General features: G+C 62.2%; 17 protein-coding genes. 12 read left to right on the top strand and 5 right to left on the bottom strand.

Translation table 11 applies throughout. The annotated features are described in order from the left end of the window. Positions 1 to 50 precede the first annotated feature (50 nt). The 5 genes from V6M89_RS25325 (at position 51) to V6M89_RS25345 (ending at position 4,657) form a co-directional block, all read left to right on the top strand. Positions 51 to 1,106, top strand: coding sequence for a hypothetical protein (locus V6M89_RS25325; protein WP_332855802.1), 1,056 nt, complete (start codon positions 51 to 53; stop codon positions 1,104 to 1,106). Between the two features lies 1 nt (position 1,107). Further along, positions 1,108 to 2,802, top strand: coding sequence for a single-stranded-DNA-specific exonuclease RecJ (gene recJ / locus V6M89_RS25330; protein ID WP_332855803.1), 1,695 nt, complete (start codon positions 1,108 to 1,110; stop codon positions 2,800 to 2,802). A 72-nt stretch (positions 2,803 to 2,874) separates the two neighbouring features. Continuing rightward, on the top strand, positions 2,875 to 3,270 hold the full coding sequence (locus V6M89_RS25335; protein WP_332855804.1) for a VOC family protein: 396 nt from the start codon (positions 2,875 to 2,877) through the stop codon (positions 3,268 to 3,270). Between the two features lie 16 nt (positions 3,271 to 3,286). Next, positions 3,287 to 3,817, top strand: a complete 531-nt coding sequence (locus V6M89_RS25340; protein WP_332855805.1) for a nuclear transport factor 2 family protein — start codon at positions 3,287 to 3,289, stop codon at positions 3,815 to 3,817. Positions 3,818 to 3,943: 126 nt separating this feature from the next. Further along, positions 3,944 to 4,657, top strand: a complete 714-nt coding sequence (locus V6M89_RS25345; protein WP_332855806.1) for a TonB family protein — start codon at positions 3,944 to 3,946, stop codon at positions 4,655 to 4,657. An 18-nt stretch (positions 4,658 to 4,675) separates the two neighbouring features. On the opposite strand, the gene V6M89_RS25350 is transcribed toward V6M89_RS25345, so the two are convergent. Beyond that, complete coding sequence (locus tag V6M89_RS25350; RefSeq protein ID WP_332855807.1) at positions 4,676 to 5,122, bottom strand: YybH family protein; 447 nt, start codon at positions 5,120 to 5,122, stop codon at positions 4,676 to 4,678. A gap of 104 nt (positions 5,123 to 5,226) precedes the next feature. Between V6M89_RS25350 and V6M89_RS25355 the strand changes: the two genes are divergently transcribed. Genes V6M89_RS25355 through V6M89_RS25365 form a run of 3 tightly spaced genes read left to right on the top strand, consistent with a single transcriptional unit; the run spans position 5,227 to position 6,687 of the window. Next, positions 5,227 to 5,664, top strand: coding sequence for an antitoxin Xre/MbcA/ParS toxin-binding domain-containing protein (locus V6M89_RS25355; RefSeq protein WP_332855808.1), 438 nt, complete (start codon positions 5,227 to 5,229; stop codon positions 5,662 to 5,664). After that, the gene (locus V6M89_RS25360; protein WP_332855809.1) at positions 5,665 to 6,354 is read left to right on the top strand and encodes an RES family NAD+ phosphorylase; all 690 of its coding nucleotides are present in this window, start codon (positions 5,665 to 5,667) and stop codon (positions 6,352 to 6,354) included. A gap of 3 nt (positions 6,355 to 6,357) precedes the next feature. Further along, positions 6,358 to 6,687 carry a DUF2288 domain-containing protein gene (locus tag V6M89_RS25365; RefSeq protein ID WP_332855810.1) on the top strand — a complete coding sequence of 110 codons (330 nt, stop codon included), beginning with the start codon at positions 6,358 to 6,360 and terminating at the stop codon, positions 6,685 to 6,687. Here V6M89_RS25365 and V6M89_RS25370 read toward each other — a convergent pair. Next, entirely contained in the window at positions 6,684 to 8,531 is a 1,848-nt protein-coding gene (locus tag V6M89_RS25370; RefSeq protein WP_332855811.1) for a carbohydrate-binding module family 20 domain-containing protein, read from the bottom strand. The two genes, V6M89_RS25365 and V6M89_RS25370, sit on opposite strands and share 4 nt — an antisense overlap. Before the next feature lie 252 nt (positions 8,532 to 8,783). Between V6M89_RS25370 and V6M89_RS25375 the strand changes: the two genes are divergently transcribed. The 3 genes from V6M89_RS25375 to V6M89_RS25385 all read left to right on the top strand — a co-directional run bounded on the left by V6M89_RS25375 (position 8,784) and on the right by V6M89_RS25385 (position 11,249). Then, positions 8,784 to 9,470 carry a GntR family transcriptional regulator gene (locus V6M89_RS25375; protein WP_332855812.1) on the top strand — a complete coding sequence of 229 codons (687 nt, stop codon included), beginning with the start codon at positions 8,784 to 8,786 and terminating at the stop codon, positions 9,468 to 9,470. A gap of 115 nt (positions 9,471 to 9,585) precedes the next feature. Next, positions 9,586 to 10,512, top strand: coding sequence for a family 43 glycosylhydrolase (locus V6M89_RS25380; protein WP_332855813.1), 927 nt, complete (start codon positions 9,586 to 9,588; stop codon positions 10,510 to 10,512). Continuing rightward, positions 10,512 to 11,249 (top strand): hypothetical protein, encoded by a 738-nt coding sequence (locus V6M89_RS25385; protein ID WP_332855814.1) that lies wholly within the window; start codon positions 10,512 to 10,514, stop codon positions 11,247 to 11,249. Before V6M89_RS25380 ends, V6M89_RS25385 begins: the two co-directional genes overlap by 1 nt. Here the strand turns inward: V6M89_RS25385 and V6M89_RS25390 are convergent. From V6M89_RS25390 to V6M89_RS25400, 3 genes are all read right to left on the bottom strand, one after another. Continuing rightward, positions 11,225 to 12,586, bottom strand: a complete 1,362-nt coding sequence (locus V6M89_RS25390; RefSeq protein WP_332855815.1) for an 8-oxoguanine deaminase — start codon at positions 12,584 to 12,586, stop codon at positions 11,225 to 11,227. The genes V6M89_RS25385 and V6M89_RS25390 overlap by 25 nt on opposite strands. Positions 12,587 to 12,663: 77 nt before the next feature. After that, on the bottom strand, positions 12,664 to 14,022 hold the full coding sequence (locus V6M89_RS25395; protein ID WP_332855816.1) for a nucleobase:cation symporter-2 family protein: 1,359 nt from the start codon (positions 14,020 to 14,022) through the stop codon (positions 12,664 to 12,666). A gap of 183 nt (positions 14,023 to 14,205) precedes the next feature. Next, entirely contained in the window at positions 14,206 to 15,105 is a 900-nt protein-coding gene (locus V6M89_RS25400) for a LysR family transcriptional regulator (protein ID WP_332855817.1), read from the bottom strand. Positions 15,106 to 15,220: 115 nt separating this feature from the next. On the opposite strand from V6M89_RS25400, the gene V6M89_RS25405 reads away from it, so the two are divergent. Further along, complete coding sequence (locus V6M89_RS25405; protein WP_332855818.1) at positions 15,221 to 15,766, top strand: carboxymuconolactone decarboxylase family protein; 546 nt, start codon at positions 15,221 to 15,223, stop codon at positions 15,764 to 15,766. Positions 15,767 to 15,771: the final 5 nt, after the last annotated feature.

The raw sequence follows: 15,771 nt of genomic DNA on the forward strand, positions 1-15,771 counted from the left end.
TTCCATAATGCAATATCCCGCCGTAGCCCGCTATGCCCTACAATCTCGGCATGACTGATATAGCCCTTGCCCTGCCTTACGCCCTGCCCCCACCGGAGATGGCGCCCGACCTGTTGCGCGCCCTGAAAACCCCCGCTTTGGCGACGTTGTTGTCTCGCAACAAACACTTTCAATACAACATCTACGACAACGACAGCCGGGTGCTGCCGCACGAAGCATGGCTGGCCCACGCGCTGGGCCTGGCGTCCGCGCCGGACCGTCCCGACACCGGCGCGCCGGTGGCCACCGCCGTCATGCACGGCTGCGGCTTGCAGGCGGAGGCCATGGCCGTAGCCGAGCAGGGCCACTGGTTCATCGTGCAGCCGGCGCATATCCAGCTGTCGCGCACCCACCTGCTGCTGTCCGATCCGCGCGCGCTGCATTTGACCGAGGCGGAATCGCGCGCGCTCTACGAACTGGCCCGTCCCTGCTTCGAGGAGCAAGGCAAGACGCTGCTGCACGCCGCGCCCGGCCTGTGGTGCGCCCGGGCCGACGAGTGGTCCGGCCTGGCCACCGCCTCGCCCGACGCCGCGACCACGCAAAACCTGAGCGACTGGATGCCCGAGGGCGAGCACGCGCGCGCCTACCGCAAGCTGCAAAACGAGATCCAGATGCAGTGGCACGAACACCCGGTCAACGAGGCGCGCCAGACGCGCGGCCTGCAAGCGGTGAACTCGTTCTGGCTGTGGGGCGGCGCCGGTCCGTTGAAAGCCGCGCCGCAGCCGCTGGCGATCGCCGGCGGCCCGGAGTGGATGCAGGCGCTGGCCGCGCCCGCGCTGCGCCAGCCTACCGTCGCGCAGTTGATCGCCCAGCCGGGCGCCGTGATGCTGGCCGAGTTGATACCGTCGGCGCAGACCGGCGACTGGTCCGACTGGATCGCGCGCATGCAGCGCATCGAGCAGGAATGGCTGGCGCCGTTACTGGCGGCCCTGCAGGACGGCCGCATCGGCGGCCTGACGCTGCTGCTCAGCCACCGCAACGGCTGGAGCACCGTCGGCGCCAGCAAACTGGCGCTGCGTAAATTCTGGCGCAAGCCGAACCTGAACCTCTTACTGAAGCAAGCCTGACATGACCCGTATCGCCACCCGTCCCTGCCCGTTCCGTGAATCCGAAATGCTGCGCCAGGGCGGCATCCATCCAGTGCTGGCGCGGCTGTACGCCTCGCGCGGCCTGACCGACGTCAAGGAGCTGTCGAGCGAACTGGCGGCCATGATTCCGCCTTCGGGCCTGCTGCACATCGGCGCCGCCGCCGTGTTCCTGGCCGACTCCATCGCCGCCGGCAAGCGCATGGTGATCGTGGCCGACTACGACTGCGACGGCGCCACCGCCTGCGCGGTCGCGCTGCGCGGCATGCGCGCGATGGGCGCCAACATCGATTTCATCGTGCCTAACCGCTTCGAGTACGGCTACGGCCTGACACCGGAGATCGTCGAGCTGACGGCGCGCGAGAAGCAGCCGGACATCATCATCACCGTCGACAACGGCATCGCCAGCATCGACGGCGTGGCCGAGGCCAACCGGCGCGGCATCGAAGTCGTCGTCACCGACCACCACCTGCCGGCCGACACGCTGCCGGCCGCGCGCGTGATCGTCAACCCCAACCAGCCGGAGTGCGGCTTCCCGAGCAAGCATATCGCCGGCGTCGGCGTGGTGTTCTACGTGCTGCTGGCCTTGCGCGCGGAACTGCGCAAGCGCGGCGTGTTCGACGCCCAGACCCAGCCCAAGCTGGACAACCTGCTCGACCTGGTCGCGCTGGGCACCGTGGCCGACGTGGTGCGGCTCGATCCGAACAACCGCATCCTGGTGGCGCAAGGCCTGAAGCGCATGCGCGCCGGCCGCATGCACGCCGGCGTGGCCGCGCTGTTCCGCGTGGCCGGGCGCGAGCCGCGCACCGCCAATCCCTTCGACCTCGGTTTCGCGCTGGGCCCGCGCCTGAACGCGGCCGGACGGCTGGAGGACATGTCGCTGGGGATCGAATGCCTGATCACCGACGACGAGGGCCGCGCATGGCAACTGGCGCAGCAGCTCAACGACATCAACCTGAAACGCCGCGAGATCGAAGCCGAGATGCAGGATGCGGCCTTGCTGCACCTGGACGCGTTCGAGCCGGCCAACAGCAGCACCATCTGCGTGTTCGACGAATCGTGGCACCAGGGCGTGATCGGCATCGTCGCCTCGCGCCTGAAGGAAAAATTCTTCCGTCCGACCATCACCTTCGCACCCGGCGCCGACGGCTGGATCAAGGGCTCCGGCCGATCCATCCCCGGCTTCCATCTGCGCGATGCGCTGGACCTGGTGTACAAGAAGGCGCCTACGCTGATCGACAAGTTCGGCGGCCACGCGATGGCGGCCGGCCTGACGCTGCGCGCCGACGCCTTCGACGCCTTCGCCGCCGCCTTCGAGGAAGTGGGCCGCGCATGGCTGAGCAAGCAGCAGCTGGAACGCGTGATCGAAACCGACGGCCCGCTGGAAGACGCCTACTACACCACCGCTTTCATTGAGCTGATGGATGGCCAGGTATGGGGCCAGGGCTTCGCGCCACCGGTGTTCTGCGACGAGTTCCGCGTGGTGAGCCAGCGCATCTTGAAGGAACGCCATCTCAAGCTGCTGCTGGAGAAGAACGGCGCGCGTTATGACGCCATCTGGTTCGGCCACGTCGACTCGCTGGGCGAGCGCGCCAAGGTCGCCTTCCGGCTCGACGCCAACGAATACAACGGCGTCACCAAGGTGCAGCTGATGGTGGAACACGCCGAGCCGGCATAAACCAATCATCGCACTTTGCATATTGACAATATGATATTCTAAGCATCCCCGCCTATCTGTCAGGATGGTTAGATGCAATTATCCAATTACCTCTTCTTTACAACGACTTGCGAGCAAGCACTGGAGTTTTATACCCGGTGCGGGCTGGGTCGGATCACCGACGTGCTGCGATTTGGCGTAGATGGCATGCCGGTCCGCAATGAAGCCATGCGCGGCAAAATCATGCATGCAAAGTTTGAGGGGCCGGGCGTCTTGTTCTTCGCCTCGGACAATGACGATGCGGAGCCGATGCGAGGGTCCGCACATATTTTGCAAATGACCGACCGGCAGCTGACAAAACAGCTGTTCGACAAACTGGCGGAAAAGGGTCGGGTCACCACGCCTTTAGACACGCAGGTTTGGGGCGACTATTACGGCAAATTGACCGACCAGTTTGGCGTGCAGTGGATGCTGAACTGTTCGGCTTAAATTACAAGGGGAAACGATGACAGTAGTTTTTTCTGCCACCGCACTTGCTTGCAGTCTTCTCCTATCCGCACATCAGCCAGCTTATGCAGAGAACACCGCCACAAGCGAGCGGCAGCTTACTAAACTGATTGAAAAGTTTCAGGAAGCCATACACAAAAAGGACACCGCTGGTTTTATGGAACTATTCGTGCGTGAGGACGTTACATGGACCGTGGCCTATACCGACGCCAGTGTTGATCGGTACAACGCCAGTCGAAAAGACCCAAAAGAGCCGCTAGCTACCAGGGTACAGACAGGAGGGAGTCCCCGGAAATTCATCGAGGGTATCGCCAAGGCGAAAATGCCGCAGTCTGAACGCTTCTCCAATGTCCACATCGACACGGACGGTCACGTTGCCCATGTTTGGTTTGATTACACATTCATGGTTGGCGATTACAAGAGCGCCTGGGGCAAGGAAAGCTGGCAAGTCGTCCGGACCGAGGCTGGATGGAAGATTGCCGCTGTAACGTGGTCAGCTGAAGAAAACCCAGTCCCGCCCGAAGTCTAACACGATCGGGGATCAGTTCCCGATCGGGGGGGCAGTTCCGACAACCCGCCAAATGGCACGTTGCCGGAACTGCCCCCGACGTTACGACGTTACCAACTAGTCACTTTTAAACCCAATATTACGTCCATGAAAAAATCCTTTCACTTGTCGACTAAAATTAAAAAATCATTTGTAGCAACAATAGCTTTAGCAATTCAATGCAACTACTCATTTTCACAAAATTCTATAGATGCGGTGAAGCAGTCAATGGTTCGTCCTGAACTTAGCGCAAAGTGTAACAAACCGGAATGGCCTACTTTCTCGCTTAGAAATGAAGATGAAGGTGCATTGCAACTCGCCGTGAAAGTCGGCGCAGATGGCAAAGCAACGGAAATTGCTATGCAGTTTTCATCCGGATTCCCGGATTTGGACGAGGCCGCCAAGAACTCCCTTAAGAAGTGCCGTTTTGCTCCAGGAACCGTTAACGGAAAGCCTGTTCCCATGTTGCAGTCAGTTACTTATTTTTGGATCGAAACTGGTTCTCAAACGTATGGACCACACTGGCAGAAAATTATTGAACTTGCGAAAACCGGAAATTTGACTGCCATATATACAATCGCGCAGTTGCAGATGAGCAAACCTGAGACCACGCCCAGCGGAATAGAATTACTGAAGGTAGCAGCCGACAAAGGCTCTTCCTTAGCGCAATATGACCTAGCTTTACGCTATGAGACCGGCAATGGCGTGAACAAGGCCTTGGATTTGGCGGAGATTTGGTATTCAAAGGCGGTGGAGTCGGGAGATATTCTTGCAATTGAACGCAAGCAACTAATTCAAACATTAACAAGCGACGTACAATAAATTCTCACAACCAACTCTTCATTTGGCACCGCAAACCTCGATACCACCGTCGAACACGATGCGCCAGGTGTTCGGCGCCTCCAGCCGCCAGACCGAGCTGAATCGCGCGATCAGCTTGCCATCCGGTCCATGCACCGGGCCGGATGTCTTGGCCAGCGTGCCAGAAGCCAGCACCTCGACCTCATCCGGCTCCCAGGAAAACGGCGCACCCGGCTTGGCGAAGAACTTCTTCCACTCATCGGCCACCGCCTGCTTCCCGTGCAAGGACTGCGTGCCACCGCTGAACACCGCCTCATCGGAAAGAAAAGCCACGAAAGCAGCATGATCGCGCGCCTTCATGGTCGCCGCAAAAGCCCGCTCAACGTTGGCCACCTGCTCCTGCACGCCCGTGAAAGCCGGCGCCGCCCCCGCTGCGGTCGCAGCCAACGCCATTACACCCGCCACCGTCACATTCAACCATTTCATGGCCATCCCTCCCCGTTTTGTAGACAAGGTGATATTAATCCAGTTGGTCCTCGATTGCCATTCATCCTAAAAAGGAGTATAACTAGTCCATCAACGGAGGATTTATGAATCTTACCTACGCTTACCCCCGCAGCCGCTTCGAGCCAACCATCTTGGTCGACCTGAACGCCAAGTCCGAGCGCGAACGGTTGTCCAAGGCCGCCCTCAAGGGCTTTTTCAAGCTGGCCGCCGCCTGGAAGCTGCGCGACGACGACGCCCGCGAACTGCTGGGAGGCATCTCCAGCAGCGCCTACTACGAGTGGAAAAAGAACCCGGAACGCACGCTGGAGGTGGACTGCATCACGCGCATCTCCTACCTGCTGGGCATCTACAAAGGACTGCACATCCTCTACGGCGACAAACTGGCCGACGAATGGATGGGCCTTGCCAACACCAACCTGATCTTCGGCGGCCGCACACCGCTGACCTATATCGCGGCCGGCGGCCTGCCCGCCATGCAGATCGTGCGCCAGTTGCTGGACGCGCGCCGCGGAGGACTGTAAGTGCCGGTCAGCCTGATTCCGCCCCTCACCACGCTGCGCCAGTTCGACACCTGCCGTTTGCTGCCCTCGCGCTTCGCCGACCTCGAAGACTCGGTGCTGTCGCCACTGGCCGACAACGAGCAGGACTTGCACGACCTGTTCGAACTGGATAACGCCACCAACGCCCGCCTGCAAGCGCAGAACGGCGGCGCCGCCGGCATCACGATGGATGAACTGGTGTTCGGCGTGCCGAACTTCCGCATCGTGAACGCCGCCTTTACCTACGCCCGCCCTGAGGGCAGCCGCTTCAACGGCGGCGAACGCGGCGCATGGTACTGCGCCTTCGACGTCGAAACCGCGCTGGCCGAAGTCAGCTTCCACAAGGCCGTCGAATACGCCGAGATCAACCGCTTCGACGACAGCGTCCAATACCAGACCATGCTGGCCGATTTCACCGCGCCCTTCCACGACCTGCGCGGCCAGGCGCGCTACCTGGGCTGCCTGGCGCCGGACAGCTACATCGAATCGCAGATCCTGGCCGAGCGCCTGCTGGATGGCGGCTCGCTGGGCATCATCTACCCGAGCGTGCGGCTCGACGGCGGCACCAACCTGGCCTGCTTCCGCCCTGCGCTGGTGGGCAATGTTCGCAAAGGTGCGGTGTATCGGTTAACATGGCGGGGTAGCCCCGTACCGATCATCGAAATTATCTGAATCATGCAAACCAAACCTGAAAACGACACCGACCTGCGCCTCAAAGTGAACCGCGAGACCGCGCGCCTGCCATGGACCGAACTGCTCAAGCATTTCGCCGCCGGCAATGTGGTGTGGATCGCCAATTCGCTAGACCTGGTCGATGTGGCCGTGCGCATCTCCCACGACGACAAGGCCCACATCGGCCAGTGGATGAACGCCGGCCTGCTCGCCAAAGTCAGCGACGAGCAGGCTGCGAACTGGCTGGAGACCAACGCCCAACTGTGGGCGGTGGTCGTCAGCCCCTTCATCCTCGTCCAGCAGGAAAAGGCTGTCCCAGCCAGCGTGCATTAAAACTTGAAGCTGCCCGCGTCGAGCGTGATCGATCCGCCGCAAGCCGGCGTGGTCGCTTCGCGATTGCCGCTGGCGGTGGACTGGTTACTCTCCCACACGGTGCTCACGCCGTACTTCATGAACTTGTACTGGATCGCCGTCGACGGCGGCAGCTGGAAGGTGCGCGACCACGGCACGTTGGCGCCGCTGCCTTCGATGTTCAGCTGATTGCTGGCGCCCTGCACCCAGTTGCCCAGTTCCGCGCGATTACCCACCACGTACACGTTCTGCCCCACCACCGTATTGGCGTTCGCCACGCGGAAGGTCACCGGCACCGTGGTGCACGTGCCGCCGCCACCGCCGCCGATCTTCTGGTTGATATGCAGCGCCACCGCAGGCACCGTCGCGCCCCCGTTGGCCGGAATGCTCACGCTGATCACGCCGTTGCTGCCGACGGTGACGCTGTCGCTGGTGCAGGCCGTGCCGGCGGCATTCAACTGGCCGTGCACCACGTTGCAGTACGTCCCGGCGGGCAGCAGCGTTTGCAGCGAGGCGTTCCAGGCCGCGTACTCATTGTTGATCGCCACGAAGCCCTTGGCGCCGCGTCCGAAAGCAATCTGGTTGGCGGTGCCGTTGGTGAAGTAGTCCACGCCCTGCCCCGACGTCGCCGCGCGGAAGGCGACCATGTTGGAGATATCGCCCCAGCGGTGGATAAAGTCCCACTGCTGGTTGATCAGCGGGTTGCCGCTGGCATCGAACGGGCTGGCGCTCGGCGGGGCCTGGTCGAAATTGGTAAAGCGGAAGCCCGAGTGCAGCTGCGCCGAACCATACGGCCAGGCCAGCATGAAGATGTTCGCAAGGTCGTAGCGCTTGGTGCCCTGCGTGTCGTTGGTGGCGCCGGAGACGTAGTTACTCGCCACCAGCGAGCTGCCGTTGCGCTCCGTATCCCAGTTGTTGACGAAGACGGTCGCCTTGTCGCTTGGCACAAAGCCCCAGGTGCCGCCCCAGTTGCCCGGCGTGCCCATGATGGCGCGCACCTGCGACAGGCTGGCGCCGTTCTCGTTGCGGAACATGGCCTTGATGGCGAAGGTGTACTGGAATTCGTTCAGCGTGCCAACGCTGTAGTAGTCGGAGCGCGCCACGTTACTATCCGGGATCACCTCCTGCGTGATCCACAGCGCCTCGCCGGCCGTGGTGGTGTGCGTGACGCCGCCCATGATCGCCTGAAGATCGGCGGGCTGCATATGCTTGGCGGCGTCGAAGCGCACGCCGTCCACGCCCATGTTGATCAACTTGGTCAGGTAGGTCTTGACCTGGCCCTGCACGTAAGCGCCGTCGGTCTTCAGGTCCGGCAGGCCGCTCAGTCGGCAGAACATCACGTTGTAGCGGTTGCCCGGCGAGCCGTAGTCGCCGCCGGCGATGTCGCAGGCGGGATGGAAATCGCTGGCGCTGAAGAAGGGATAGGCCAGCGTCGTCGAATTCCACGTCGAGCCGTCGGTGGCGGTGCCGGAACCGGCCGCCAGGTGGTTGACCACCACGTCCGCATACACGCGCACCTTGGCGGTGTGGCAGGTGTTGATCATGGTCTGGAACTCGGCCTCGGTGCCCATATTGCTCTTCAGCGAGGCGAAGTTCACCGGCTGATACACATCCCACCACGCGCCCAGACTGGCCGAGGCCTGCGGCGGCGATACCTGCACCGCGCCAAAGCCCTGCGGGCCGAGCCAGTTGGTGCACTCCTTGGCGATGTCGTTCCACTTCCAGCGGAACATCTGCACCGACGTGTCGGCGGGGTTGAAGGCGGCGTGCGCAGGCGCGAGGGCGCAACCGCCCAGCAGGCCGGCGGCCAGTAAGGTTTTCATCATTTTTATCTCCGTGTCGTTATATTTTGTATTTTGGGAAATGCTGCAGCCCAGATAAAATGTAGCAGAACTACAGTAAACAACAAGCGGAATTCACTAAAGTTTTTACATTCACCCACGGGAATCGCTTCCACATAATTTCCGTGCGACACATATGTAATAGGATTACGCAGTGAATACTGCCACATAGTCAATCCCCGACAGCCCATGTATGATGGGGCGAAAAAACGACACTACGAGATCCATAGCCACCTCATGTCCACCACACTCCCCGCCGACAGCGCCAACGATATCGCCAACAACCTCGCCGAAGCCATCGCGGCGCGCAAGCTGCCGCCCGGGACCAAGCTGCGGGAAGAAGCGTTGTGCCGTTTGTACTCGGTCAGCCGCACCAAGATCCGCGCGGCGCTGCTGATACTGTCGAAGGACAAGCTGATTAACATGGTCCCCGACAAGGGCGCCGTGGTCAGCCAGCCCAGCGAACGGGAGTCGCGCGAGATCTTCGCGGCGCGCCGCATCATCGAAGCGGCGCTGGCGCGCGAGTTCACCGCCAAGGCCAAGGCGGCCGATTACAAAATGCTGGAGAAGCATTTGAAGGAAGAGCGCAACGCGCTGTCGCAGGTACCGTCGAAGATGCGGCAGCAGCTGCTAGGCGACTTCCACGTGCTGCTGGCGGACGTGGTGGGCAACGAGGTGCTGAAGGAAATCGTGCGCGAGCTGGTGGGCCGCAGTTCGCTGATCACCATGCTGTACCAATCCGAGCGCGACGCCGCCTGCTCGTCCGACGAACACAGCGCCTTCCTGGCCGCGGCCCGCTCGGGCGATGCGGACAAGGCGGCGGAGCTGATGCTGCATCATCTGAGCCACGTGGAAGCAGCGCTCAATTTCGACGTCAACGCCAGCCCGGCCAAGAAGGATCTGATCTCCGCGCTGCTGATGTAGCGATACGAATCACGGTATCGCTACGCCACAAAAATTCATTAGACGCGCCCTCGCAGCTGCCGCAGCATGAATTCCTGCATTCGGCAGACACAAAACCTATAAAGCGAGACGACAAATGAATCAACAGCTACTCAAGCGATGGGCGGCGGCGACAGCTATCGCCTTCTGCGCAGCAGGCGCACATGCCGCCACCTGGACGCTCACCGGCTCCCTCATCACGCACGACCCCAGCGCCTACAAGGAAAACAGCACCTGGTGGATCACCGAAACCAGCGATACCGGCATCGGCGTGAAGTACTCGCCGGACGGCCACGCCTGGACCCAAGGGGTGAGCATCTTCGGCGGCGGCCTGTCGTGGTGGAACCAATACAACAACAACTCCAAGACCGTCTGGGCGCCGGACATCCACGTCTGGAACGGCAAGGCGATCCTGTACTACGCGGTGTCCACGTTCGGCTCGCAGAAATCGGCCATCGGCCTGGCCACCGCGACCAGTATCGCAACAGGCAACTGGACCGACAAAGGCGCGGTGCTGACGTCCGCGCCGGGCAACAACTACAACGCCATCGATCCCAACTTCTTCGTCGATAAGGCGGGCCAGCCTTGGCTGTCGTTCGGCTCCTTCTGGACCGGCATCTATACCACGCGGGTCGATGTGAACACCCTCAAGCCGACCGGCAGCTGGTACCACCTGGCCGCCGACAGCACCGGCATCGAGAACTCGTTCATCATGTCGAACGGCTCGTATTACTACCTGTTCGTCTCCAAGGGCAAGTGCTGCGCCGGCGCCAACAGCACCTACCACATCTCGTATGGCCGCTCGACCAGCGTGACCGGGCCGTATCTGGACAAGAACGGCGTCGACATGCTCAACGGTGGCGGCACCACGCTCGATGCCGGCGGCGGACGCTTCATCGCGCCAGGCGGCGAATCGGTGACCAACGGGGTGATGGTGCGGCATGAACTGGATAGCCAGAACAACTACAACGGCGTCCTGTTCATCAACGACCTGACCTTCAGCGGCGGCTGGCCGACGTATTGATGAAGGTGGCGGCGGTATTCACGGCGCTGGCTGCGGCCGCACTGCTCACGATGTGGGCATGGCAGGCCACGTCCGCGTCCGCGCCCGTGCCCGCGCCCGACCGAAGGCCGGTCGAAGGCGATGCCGCAGCCAAGGCCGTGGCCCGCGCGGTTCCGGCCTTCCCGCCCCGCGCGGCGAACCTTCCGCTGGCCGCACCGGGCCGCAACGCCATCGACTCCACGACAGAACTATCGCTCACCGACAAACAGGAACTCATCCCCGACTTCGCGCTGCATCAGTTGATGGATGGTTTTCTGCTCAACCGCAGTGTAGCCGGCAGGCTGCAAGCGCTTGAGGCCCACCTGCGCCGCACACTGCCCACCAACGCGGCCGGCGAAGCAATCCAGATCGCCGTCCGCTATCAAAACTACCTGACCGCGCATGACGAACTGCTGGCAGCCCAGCGCTTCACATCAAACGACGCGGCGTCGCAAGACCTGAACCGCATCAGCAGCTGGCAGCAGCAACGCCAGCAACTGCGCATCCGCACGCTCGGCGAGCGCATCACGCTGGAATGGTTCGGCAACGAAGACGCCTATCTGGAGCAAGCGCTAGACGAATGGCGCCAGCGCAGCGAAGGACAGGTGCCCACCACCGCCGGCGTTGCGCCGGAAGACCAGGCAGCCCACGACCTGCATATGCAGCAGGCCCTGGACCAGGCCATCACCGGTTATCAGCGAGCGGCCAAGGCCAATTGATGCGCCAGCGCGTTGTGGCGCTCGATCACCACCGGCAAATCGATCGTGCACAGCACACCCTCGCGCACCACTACCTTGCCGTTGATGATGCTGTACGAGACATTCGGCGGCGTGCAGAACACCAGCGCAGCGACTGGATCGTGCAGCGCGCCGGCGAAGCCTATCGTATCGAGCTTGAACATCACGATGTCCGCCGCCATGCCCGGCTTGAGCGCGCCGATGTCATCGCGGTTCAGCACCTTGGCGCCGCCCAGCGTGGCAACTTCCAGCGCCTGCCGCGCCGTCATCGCATCCGGGCCGAAGCCCACGCGCTGCAGCAGCATCGCCTGCCGCACTTCGCCCATCATGTGGCCGGAATCGTTGGAGGCGCAACCGTCGACACCCAGGCCCACCGAAACGCCGCTGTCGAGCATCTTGCGTATCGGCGCAATGCCCGACGCCAGCCGCATATTCGAACAAGGACAGTGCGCGATGCCGGTGCCGGTACGACCGAACATGTAGATGCCGTCATCGTCCAGCTGCACGCAGTGCGCGTGCCAGACGTCGTGGCCCACCCAGCCGCAATCCTCGGCGTATTCGGCGGGCGTCATATTGAATTTTTCGCGGCTGTAGGCGATGTCGTTCGCGTTTTCAGCCAGGTGCGTGTGCAGCGATACGCCGAAACTGCGCGCCATCGCCGCGGACTCTTTCATCAGATCGCACGAGACCGAGAACGGCGAGCATGGCGCAACCACGATGCGCTGCATCGCGTAGCGGCCGGCATCGTGATAGGTTTCGATCAGGCGTTGCGTATCCTTGAGGATCGCGCCCTCCTCCTCCACCACGCGGTCCGGCGGCAGGCCGCCCTTGGACTGGCCCACGCTCATCGAGCCGCGCGCGGCGTGGAAGCGCATGCCGATCTTGCCGGCCGCCTCGATGCTGTCATCGAGCTTGCAACCGTTGGGATAGATGTACAGGTGGTCGCTGCTGGTGGTGCAGCCGGACATAATCAGTTCCGACATCGCCGCCAGCGTCGATACGTTGACCATCTCCGGCGTCAGGTTGGCCCAGATCGGATAGAGGTTGGTCAACCAGTTAAACAGTTCACCGTTCTGCGCGGCGGGAATCACGCGCGTCAGGCTTTGGTACATATGGTGGTGGGTGTTGACCAGGCCGGGCATCACCACGTGGTTGGCCGCGTCGATGATCTCGTCGGCCTGTTGCGGCAGGTCGGCGCTGCGGCCGACTTGTTCGATCACGTTGTCCCGGATGTAGACGGCGCCGTCGACAATTTCACGGCGCTCGTCGTCCATCGTTACCAGCACGCGCGCATTTTTGATCAGTAGGGTTTTAGTCATAATTTCTATGATGGTTAAACACTGCGGAAACAATGCGCGGGCACTGCGGAAACAGTTAGGTTGATATCGAGCGTATTTTAAGCTGCTTCACGCTCGGAGGTTAAAAAAGCCTGCGGTACGTCCTCTTCTTCATCGTCGTCCGTCAATTCTACCGGACGTTCAGGCAGCACCAGGTTCAGGACCACCGCGACCAGCGCGCCAACCGTGATGCCCGAGCCGAAGACTTCCTTGACGAAGGCCGGCAGCTTGGACAGCAGTTCCGGCCGCACCGTCACCGCCAGGCCACAGCCGATGGCCACCGCCATGATCACGCCGTTACGCTTGGTGTGCTCCACATGGCTCAACAGCTGCACGCCGGCGGAGATGATCATCGCGAACATCATCAGTCCAGCACCGCCCAGCACCGGTTGCGGAATCGTCACCACCACCGCGCCCAGTACCGGGAACAGGCCGGCCAACAACAGCATCACGCCGGTCAGCGCCACCACGTGGCGGCTGGCCACACCCGTCAACGACACCACGCCGACGTTCTGCGCAAAGGTCGATACCGGAGGGCTGGACATCAGCGCGGCGAAAGCCGAACCGACACCATCGCACAGGATGCCACGCGCCAGCGTCTTGCCGCGCATCTTGGTGTTGGTGGCCGCGCCCAGCGCCATGAAGGTGCCGGTGGTTTCCACCATCGTCACCAGGTAGGCGATCGCCATGGCGACGATGCCGGCCACCGGGAAGGTCATGCCGTAATGGAGCGGCTGCGGCAGCGCAAAGATCGGCGCATTCTGAACCTGCGTAAAGTCGATCATGCCCAGCGAAACGCACAGCAGGTAGCCGATGAACATGCCGATCACCACGGCAGCGGCGGATACAATCCCCTTGCCGAATTGGACCAGCATGATGACCGTGACCAGCACGAATGCCGCGATGCCCAGATTGAGCGGCGCGCCATAAACCGCACCCGGCGCAAAGCCGCCCGCCGCCCAGTCCACCGCCACCGGCACCAGCGACAGGCCGATCATCGTCACCACCACGCCGGTAACGGCGTGCGGGAACAGCTTGCGGATCTTGGGCATGAAGCAGCTGCCCACTATCATCACCACCGAAGCGGCCAGGGACGAGCCCAGTATCGCCGGAACGCCGTGTTCGAGACCGATGCTGATGGCCGCGCCGACGAAGGCGAAGCTGGTGCCCATCACGCAAGGAAGCCTGATGCCGACTGGGCCTACGCCCTTGCATTGAATAATCGTGACGATGCCGGAACCGAGCAAGGCGGCGTTGATCAGGGTGATGATCTGGTCCGCCGGTAGTTTGAGCGCGGCACCCACCACCAGCGGCACGGCGATGATGCCGCCCAATGCGGCAAGCATGTGCTGGGCCGCCAGCAGTATGGTCGTGAGCAGGGGTGGTCGATCCTCGACCTGAAATAACAAGTGATTCATAAACGCGTCTCCGTCTGTCTTTTTTATTGGGCGTTACTTTGCAACTACTACCCACACGGGCTGCCCTTAACCGTGCGTAGAAATGATGCCTAGCAACGCAACAGCTCGTGACCGACGCGTTTAATTGATAACGATATTGCGCCTCGTCGGATACATTGTCAACGAATTTTGTATACAATTTTTCTATCGAAGCGCGCCGTCCCCACGCAGCGTGGCAATCGCCAGATCGAGGAAGGCGCGCAGCTTGCGGGACGAATGCCGGCCCTCATGGTGCACCACGCTGACCGGCACCGCCGCCGCTTCATAGGGGGACAGGATCGCGCTCAAACGGCCGTCGGCCAGGTAAGGCGCGGCCATATAGGACAGCACGCGGGTGATGCCGAAGCCGTCCAGCGTCGCGCGCAAGGCGGCGTCGTTGCTGGTGCTGCTCAGGCGCGGATGCACCTTCACCGATTGCGGCTTGCCGTCGTACTCAAAGCGCCAGTCGTTGGTCGCCGTGACGGCGGTGGCGGCGATCAGGTCATGCCCGGCCAGCTCCTGCGGCGTAGCGGGAACGCCACGCGCGGCCAGGTAGGCCGGCGCCGCGCACACCACCTGCCTTACCTGCCCCACGCGCACCGCCTGGTAGCTGGAATCGGGCAAGGCGCCGATGCGGATCGCGGCGTCCACGCCCTCGTCCATCATGTTGACCACGCGGTCGAGGAAGCGGCATTCGACATCGGTTTCCGGGTAGCGCCGCAGGTACTCGGTGACGATGGGTGTGACATACATCGCACCGAACATCACCGACGCCGTGATCACCAGCCGCCCGCGCGGCGCACCGTGCGCGCCGGCGGCCGAGGTTTCGGTTTCAGCCACGTCGGCCAGGATGCGGCGGCAATCGGCGGCGTAGCGCGCGCCGGTTTCGGTCAGCCGCACCACGCGCGTGGTGCGCAGCAGCAGGCGCACGCCCATGCCCTCCTCCAGCTCCGTGACGGCGCGCGTGACCACCGGCGGCGAGATCTTCAGCTTGCGGGCGGCGGCGGCAAAGCCGCCTTCATCGACGACTGCCACAAAGATCGTCATGGCGGAAAGCTTGTCCATATTATTCCTGAATTAGAAATAGTTTATTGCGAATTTAACGGATTCTCATTATCCCGCACATCGATGAAACTACAAGTGTTCGCTGAACAAACAACCCAACCTTAAGGAATTGACCATGAACCGCATTGCCACCATCGAAACCGCCACCGCCAACGCCGAACAAAAAGCCCTGCTGGACGCCATCCAGGGCCAGCTCGGCATGGTGCCCAACTTCCTGAAAGTGTTCGCCAACTCGCCGGTAGCGCTGCGCGCCTTCCTCGGCCTGCACGGCGTGGCCAACGGCGGCACGCTCGACGCGTTGACCCGCGAACGCATCGCGCTGGCGCTGGCGCAGCAGAACAGCTGCGAATACTGCGTCTCCGCCCACACCGCGATCGGCCGCAAGACCGGTTTGAGTGGCGAAGAAATGACGGCCGCCCGCAGCGGCACCAGCGCGGACGCGCAAGCCGCCGTCGCCGTGCAGTTCGCGCAAAGCCTGATGGAGAACAAGGGTGCAGTGAGCGCCATCGAGCTGGCGGCCATACGCAGCGCGGGCTACAGCGAGTCGGACATCGTCGAGATCATCACCCACGTGGGCATGAACTTCCTGACCAACATCCTGGGCAAAGCCAGCCGCGTGGAGATCGACTTCCCTAAAGTCGACCTGAAAATCGCAGCCTGATTTCA

Source organism: Duganella sp. S19_KUP01_CR8, from assembly GCF_036688705.1.
In the GTDB taxonomy this organism is placed as follows: Bacteria; Pseudomonadota; Gammaproteobacteria; order Burkholderiales; family Burkholderiaceae_D; genus Rugamonas.

Excerpts from the sequence above, each read along its gene's own strand:
- V6M89_RS25380 (WP_332855813.1), top strand. The coding sequence starts at position 9,586 with ATGAATCAACAGCTACTCAAGCGATGGGCGGCGGCGACAGCTATCGCC.
- V6M89_RS25365 (WP_332855810.1), top strand. The coding sequence starts at position 6,358 with ATGCAAACCAAACCTGAAAACGACACCGACCTGCGCCTCAAAGTGAAC.
- V6M89_RS25345 (WP_332855806.1), top strand. The coding sequence starts at position 3,944 with ATGAAAAAATCCTTTCACTTGTCGACTAAAATTAAAAAATCATTTGTA.
- V6M89_RS25385 (WP_332855814.1), top strand. The coding sequence starts at position 10,512 with ATGAAGGTGGCGGCGGTATTCACGGCGCTGGCTGCGGCCGCACTGCTC.
- V6M89_RS25375 (WP_332855812.1), top strand. The coding sequence starts at position 8,784 with ATGTCCACCACACTCCCCGCCGACAGCGCCAACGATATCGCCAACAAC.
- V6M89_RS25370 (WP_332855811.1), bottom strand. The coding sequence starts at position 8,531 with ATGATGAAAACCTTACTGGCCGCCGGCCTGCTGGGCGGTTGCGCCCTC.
- V6M89_RS25340 (WP_332855805.1), top strand. The coding sequence starts at position 3,287 with ATGACAGTAGTTTTTTCTGCCACCGCACTTGCTTGCAGTCTTCTCCTA.
- recJ (WP_332855803.1), top strand. The coding sequence starts at position 1,108 with ATGACCCGTATCGCCACCCGTCCCTGCCCGTTCCGTGAATCCGAAATG.
- V6M89_RS25395 (WP_332855816.1), bottom strand. The coding sequence starts at position 14,022 with ATGAATCACTTGTTATTTCAGGTCGAGGATCGACCACCCCTGCTCACG.
- V6M89_RS25405 (WP_332855818.1), top strand. The coding sequence starts at position 15,221 with ATGAACCGCATTGCCACCATCGAAACCGCCACCGCCAACGCCGAACAA.
- V6M89_RS25350 (WP_332855807.1), bottom strand. The coding sequence starts at position 5,122 with ATGAAATGGTTGAATGTGACGGTGGCGGGTGTAATGGCGTTGGCTGCG.
- V6M89_RS25325 (WP_332855802.1), top strand. The coding sequence starts at position 51 with ATGACTGATATAGCCCTTGCCCTGCCTTACGCCCTGCCCCCACCGGAG.
- V6M89_RS25390 (WP_332855815.1), bottom strand. The coding sequence starts at position 12,586 with ATGACTAAAACCCTACTGATCAAAAATGCGCGCGTGCTGGTAACGATG.
- V6M89_RS25400 (WP_332855817.1), bottom strand. The coding sequence starts at position 15,105 with ATGGACAAGCTTTCCGCCATGACGATCTTTGTGGCAGTCGTCGATGAA.
- V6M89_RS25335 (WP_332855804.1), top strand. The coding sequence starts at position 2,875 with ATGCAATTATCCAATTACCTCTTCTTTACAACGACTTGCGAGCAAGCA.
- V6M89_RS25355 (WP_332855808.1), top strand. The coding sequence starts at position 5,227 with ATGAATCTTACCTACGCTTACCCCCGCAGCCGCTTCGAGCCAACCATC.